This window comes from Dethiosulfatibacter sp. (genome assembly GCF_983023055.1).
In genome coordinates this window covers 1-6,148 of record NZ_CEZJXU010000115.1, presented here as the reverse complement: position 1 = coordinate 6,148, position 6,148 = coordinate 1, and the positions used below count along the sequence as shown (strand labels likewise).

3 protein-coding genes, 1 pseudogene and 2 riboswitches are annotated in these 6,148 nt (G+C 34.9%); of the genes and pseudogenes, 2 read left to right on the top strand and 2 right to left on the bottom strand.

Annotation, left to right across the window (positions count from 1 at the left end):
- Positions 1-251: pseudogene (locus AC3AX0_RS05620) on the bottom strand (ATP-dependent Clp protease ATP-binding subunit); the annotation flags it as partial.
- 146 nt (positions 252-397) lie between these two features.
- On the opposite strand from AC3AX0_RS05620, the gene AC3AX0_RS05615 reads away from it, so the two are divergent.
- Entirely contained in the window at positions 398-1,486 is a 1,089-nt protein-coding gene (locus tag AC3AX0_RS05615; protein ID WP_487549327.1) for a DUF3810 domain-containing protein, read from the top strand.
- A 131-nt stretch (positions 1,487-1,617) separates the two neighbouring features.
- On the opposite strand, the gene AC3AX0_RS05610 is transcribed toward AC3AX0_RS05615, so the two are convergent.
- Positions 1,618-2,463 carry a transglutaminase-like domain-containing protein gene (locus AC3AX0_RS05610; RefSeq protein WP_487549326.1) on the bottom strand — a complete coding sequence of 282 codons (846 nt, stop codon included), beginning with the start codon at positions 2,461-2,463 and terminating at the stop codon, positions 1,618-1,620.
- A 14-nt stretch (positions 2,464-2,477) separates the two neighbouring features.
- Positions 2,478-2,563, bottom strand: a riboswitch (cyclic di-GMP riboswitch).
- 339 nt (positions 2,564-2,902) lie between these two features.
- Positions 2,903-2,988: riboswitch (cyclic di-GMP riboswitch) on the top strand.
- Between the two features lie 318 nt (positions 2,989-3,306).
- Here AC3AX0_RS05610 and AC3AX0_RS05605 point away from each other — a divergent pair.
- Positions 3,307-6,148 (top strand): MSCRAMM family protein (locus AC3AX0_RS05605; RefSeq protein ID WP_487549325.1); only part of this gene is annotated, 2,842 nt, incomplete at its 3' end.

Genomic DNA, 6,148 nt, shown 5'->3' with positions numbered 1-6,148 from the left:
CCATCTTCAATATTTTCAACCATTTCGTTGAGCTGATTCATATCAATGTCTCCCATGACTTCCTGAAGCTGTTCATTGATATTTTCAAAATCTTCAGGATTCATACCGCTTTGCTGAAGAATTTGGTCCATAGGAGCCAGACCTCTTTTTTTGGCACATGGTATGCAAAGACCTTCAGTCTTCATTTTGCCATCAATCATTTTATTTATATAAATAACGGCTACGTTTTTATTACATTCCGAACACAACATATTATCATCTCCATTTTTCGTTAACATACTATATCAGTTTTCACCACATAATTCAATATTTGAGAGCTTTATTTAATTAAATATTAATTTTTTCGGTAATTTGTAGTATTATATAATAGTAACAGACAAATCTTAAAGGAGTCTTAATGAAAAAGATTACCAAAAGAGTTTTATTATCGATTACCATCTTAATTATAACATATATTGTCAATATAGTTTCCAAACATAACAGTGAGGCAGTTGAGAAATATTATTCAAGAATTATTTATCCAAAAGTGTCTCTACTTCTAAGTAGTATATTTGGATTGATTGATGTATCAAGTGGAGAATTGATTATACTGATTGCACTGATAGTCTTTGTATTGAAATTAGGAGCTTTCTTGAGCAATCCTTCTAGAAACAAGCTTTTAGATGAAGCAAGCTTGCTTTTACTGACTTTATCAGTAGGATATATGCTATTCTGGTCACTGTGGGGAGTAAACAACTATCGTATGCCTCTTGAGTCCAATTTCGATTATGAAATAGAAGAAATATCAATTAATGAACTTGAAGAGACTGTTATTTATCTTTTGAACAGAATCGAGGAAGTTGAAAAATACCTTGAATTTGATAACAACAATCTTCCAATATACAAAGGAGACTTGGATGCAATCAGGAAAAATAGCAGAATTTATTTCAATGAAATGGCTTCTGGTTCTGAATATCTGGCTGAAGGTTTTTACAGCAAGCCAAAAGCAATGTTTTTTTCAAAAATAATGAGTCAGCTTAACTACACTGGTATATATAATCCTTTTACCAGTGAATCCAATCTTAATATAGATATACCTGAATACAAGATACCCTTTGTTGCAAGCCACGAAATAGCACATCAACGGGGATATGCAGGGGAGAAGGAAGCGAATTATCTTGCCTTCATTAGTTGTGTGGAAAGTGGAGATTATTATTTTGAATACTCCGGTTATATTGCAGGACTAATTTATGTTACTAATGCTATATATAAGGAAGACAGTGGGAGATACTCTGAAATAAGGGAGTTATATTCCGACAGTCTGGTGGCTATTTTGAAAAACAATTACGAATATTGGCAGGACTACAAGGGAGTTGCTTCTGAAATAGGAGAAAAGAACAATGATAGGTTTCTGAAATCTACAGGACAGTCGGAAGGTACTAAAAGCTATGGACTTGTTGTGGATTATTTGGTAGCATATGTGGAAAATGTGGATAAAACTAATTAGTAGAATATGGAGTCATATGGATCTAATTATGAGTCGATTGATTCATACTACTATTAAGAATTTAGTAAAAGAATTGAGCATTAAAAATGCTCGACGATTTGTCGGGCATTTTTTGTTGGTTTAATATTAGATTAATATACGTATTTTTCAGTGTATTTTTCTGTTTCTTTTGCAAAATTGTATAACATGTTGTAGTTGTTGTAGTATGCATCTACAGTTAAATCAACTGTAACCCACTGGTTATTGAGATAAACCTGATTCCATGCATGGTATGAACCGACATATGTTGTGTATCCCTTTATAAGTTTGGAAGGTATTCCCTTGTATCTAAGTGCTGCAGTGAATATTGCCGAATAGTCATAGCATATGCCATTCTTCTCATTGGTAAGAAGTGAAATGCTTGGAATATATCCAGACTGTATGCTTGCAGCCTTATCATAATCGTATGAGAAATGTTCTATCATATAATCATATATACTGTTTGTGATTTCTTCAGTGGTCGTAGCATTTTCAGTAATACTGTCTATAAGTGTAGTAAATTCTTCATTGTTTGTCCAATCATTATACTGCATTGGATTAAGATAAACATCAAGGTCGTTTTCCATTTCAGCTTCGATAGTCATCTTCTTAATATATTTGTAGCTTTTTCCTTCAACTTTCTCAAGAATTCCAACTGTGTATTCACCGTTTCCCATCTGAAGAGGGAAGTAACATGCTTGTCCGTCTGCAGTAAGGTCATATAAATATTGCTTTCCGTCTTTTTTTATTATTAGTTTGAGTTTTGCAGTATCGTCAAAATTTGCCAGACTAAATCCTATTGATCCTTTAGATGTTAAATTATCAAGTACGATAACTTCGTTTAGCTTTGAAGTATGCTGATATTCAGCAATTGTTTCTGTAGTAGTTTCGACTGCTAAAGCAACCGTTGTAAAGAGCATTGTTAACACTAAAATGAATGACAGAATTTTTTTAAACATAAAAAATCTTTCCTTTCGGGAGCGCGGCTGCCATTCACTTTCGTGGTTAGGCCCTTTGGCTTTGTGCCCCTGCCTTTCGACAGGTTTACCTTTATCGTTGAAAAGTTATTCAACTCTTATTAACTTTGTTTACATTACATATATACTCAAATATTTCCTTTTTATTCAAAAAACATATAAGTTTTTTTATTGGAAATCAGGGAGGGAAAAGAAAATATTTGTAAATACTCAATATACGGTATTGTTATTTTGGAACGATACCATATATGGCGAAAAATTCATTAAAAACTTAATGGTGATTTTATGTTTAAAGATCTCAAAAAGGGTTGTTAAATCGGATAAAATAAATAAACTCAAATTTTGTTTTTTATTAAAAATATATACAAATACTCTTTTAAACGTATTCATTTAGGGGTATAATTGAAGTAAGTAGATAAACTCTATTTATGGGCAAACCTGTCGAAAGATAGGGACGCAAAGTTTGAAGTCTAAGGTATTCATTACTAGGACCGTTCAACTGCTATGATTATTTTTCATAGCAGTTTTTTTACATAATAATCAAATACTATGATCGTTCAACCGTTACGTTTTTACGTTGCGGTTTTTTTTATCCAATATTTAGGGGAATCACTATTTACGAAGTAAATATTATTCTGTTCAAATAATTAATGTGAGGAGGAATAGCTATGAATGGAGAATTAGTGTGGACATTATTAATTGAATTTGGCTACACTTAGTAATAGACATTGAATATATTATTTAGTTTGAGTTTTATTTTTGTTGGTGCAGTGATGTGCTGCAAGATAGGAAAGTGGGGACAAATAAAATTCAAGGAGGTACATAATGAGACAGCATAAAGTATTAATGTTGGTAATAGCTTTAATTCTTCTGGCTAATATTTTCATGCCGGCAAATGCAGAAGCTTGTACTTATCGCGGAGACCTTAAGATTACCAAGACAGTAGAGTCCAGAGATTTTCATGATGTGGAATTCATGATTGATGTGTCCGTATATATAAGGGGTGAATGGAAACCATTAGTAGGTTCGCCTGTTATGTTGAAGCATGGAGACTCAACTACATTTAGTGCACTTGACGGTGACTTTGCATATAGAGTTGTTGAAAGAGTACCAGATTGTTTCAAGGTTGATTATAAGGTTAGTGAAGGTCAGAAAAATACTGAGTTCAAATTACTTGAGCCTAGTTTGCGTTGTAATCAAACTACTATTGTAGACATAACAAATACACCGAAGTTGTTTGATCTTGAAATCATCAAGAAAGTATATATTGACGGAGATTTGGATCCAAGGAATCAGGAAATATTTGAGTTTGAAGTTGATGGCAAAAAAGTAACAGCCAGTGCTATCAATTCGGGACATGTCGATCTTTATTGTGGAGACTATGTAGTAACTGAAACAAAATATGGTAAATTTACTCCAGATAATGTGACAATGTCAGCAATTGTAACTTCAAATGGAGGCATTGTGACATTTATCAACAGATACCGTACGCCACCACCACCAACAGGTTCAATAACCGTATGCAAGGAAGTGTGTGGCGAAGATGTTGATCCTACACTTTTTAACTTCTTTATGAAAGGAGAAGTGTCAACAGAAGGTGCTGTAAGCGAAGAAGCATGTGTAGTAATTGAAGACCTGCCATATGGTGAATACTATTTCGAGGAGAAAGTATCGGATGGATATACAGGATCAGTAACAACCGGTACGGTTATAATCAATGAAAATAATCCTCGTGGCAAGTTTACATTTGTCAATTGCAAGGAATGTCCGGATATGGGAAGCATAACCATAATCAAGAACGTAACGAATGTAGAAAAAGACGATACAAAATTCCAGTTCGTTATGGAAGGATATATTCCACCACCAGAGATTTTACCGATAGCAGGTGAAGTTGAGAAGCTTAATGGTACACCACTGTTCTTTACAAGTGAAGTAGTTCCATATGTTTTCGAGAAGATGCCATACGGAACATACTACTTTAGAGAAATCAACATTCCAGAGGATTACGAAGGCATAGTAATAGAAGGCAAGGTTATGATTGATGCTAATACTCCAGATGGCAAGGTTGTATTCGAGAACAGGTTGAAAACGGGAACAGTAACAATTTGTAAGGATGTAACGAATGTTGTTGAAGACCAGACCTTGTTTGATTTTGAAGTATGGCAAAAAGATATGCTTGTTACAAGTGGCGCCGTAATGGAAGGTGAAAAAAATTGTGTTGAAATCGAACTTCCATATGGATCCTATTATTTGGAAGAAATGGTACCGGAAGCATATATAGGTATTACAACTTCAGCAAGCATAAAAATTGATAGCAGTACACCAACTGCCGTTAAATTTGTCAATGAAGAGCGTAGAGGAAAAATAACAGTATTGAAGGATGTACTGAATGTGCCTGATGATGAAACAGGATTCCAGTTTAACATATCAAGAGTTCCATTTGCGAAGGAATCGGTTACAGCATTACCACCAATAGTAAGCGAAGTGAAACCGTTCGTATATAATGATTTGCCATTTGATACTTACTATTTTGAAGAGATTGTAGCACCTGGATACATTGGTCAGGTAACAACAGGATCGGTTATGATTGATCTGAGGAATCCTGAAGGGGAAGTAGAGTTTGTCAACATTAAGGAATGTCCGCTGGGTAGCATAACCATTAAAAAGGATGTAAGAAATGTTGAAGATGACGAAACAGAATTCCCATTCATGATGACAGGTATTGGCAAGATTGAAGAAGCTGGACAACTAAAACTTTCAGCCGAAATTGATCCTTTTGTTGTAAGCGAAGTGAAAGATTATGTAATGGAAGGTATAGCATTTGGGACATATGAATTCGAGGAAATAGTACCGGAAGGATATGAAGGTATTGTTACAACCGGTTCAGTAACCATCGATGCAGAAAGCAGGCATGGTGAACTGACTTTTGTAAACGACAAGGAAATCGAATACTTTGATGTATACGTGTATAAGGAGTTTACAGAAGGAACAGCAGTTACTGATATGGCATTTGACTATAGGATTTTCTCAGATGTATCACTTACAGAGAGTTCTATTGTAGTTGAATCGAATGTTATGTATGGTTATCCAGATGGCCCAAATTCACTTCCAGCAGGAACATACTATATAGATGAGAGACCATATGAAGGATGGATGATGGTTCCTGTTCAGGAAGTATTGGTAGAAGGACCGACTGATGTAACTCTGACTAACACCGCTATTGAGGAACCGGTTTGTCATATGACTATAGACAAGAAGGTCGATGGGGAAGAAAGTGTTAGAGTTAAAAGAGATGTTGAGGTTGAGTACACAGTAGAATTCCACAATGATGGAGATATGGACCTATGGTTCGATTTCTTGGATTCAGACGGAGAAGATATTAGTATAACTGAAACCTGTATCTTCCTTGAAGTGGGAGCAACCACAGAAAGAGCATTTCCAGCATCGTATGGATCTACAGGAACATATACAAATGTAGCAACAGCTACATACTGCTGTGAATCTTGTGGCGAGTATCCAGATGGATATCCAATCGATCACCTCGAACCTGGAATTATCTATCAGGAAGAATGCACAACAATTTCTGACTCTGCCATAGTTGTGGTATATAAGGAAAGCAGGAGTAATGATACATATAGAATGAAGATAACCAAGGAAGCCGATGCAG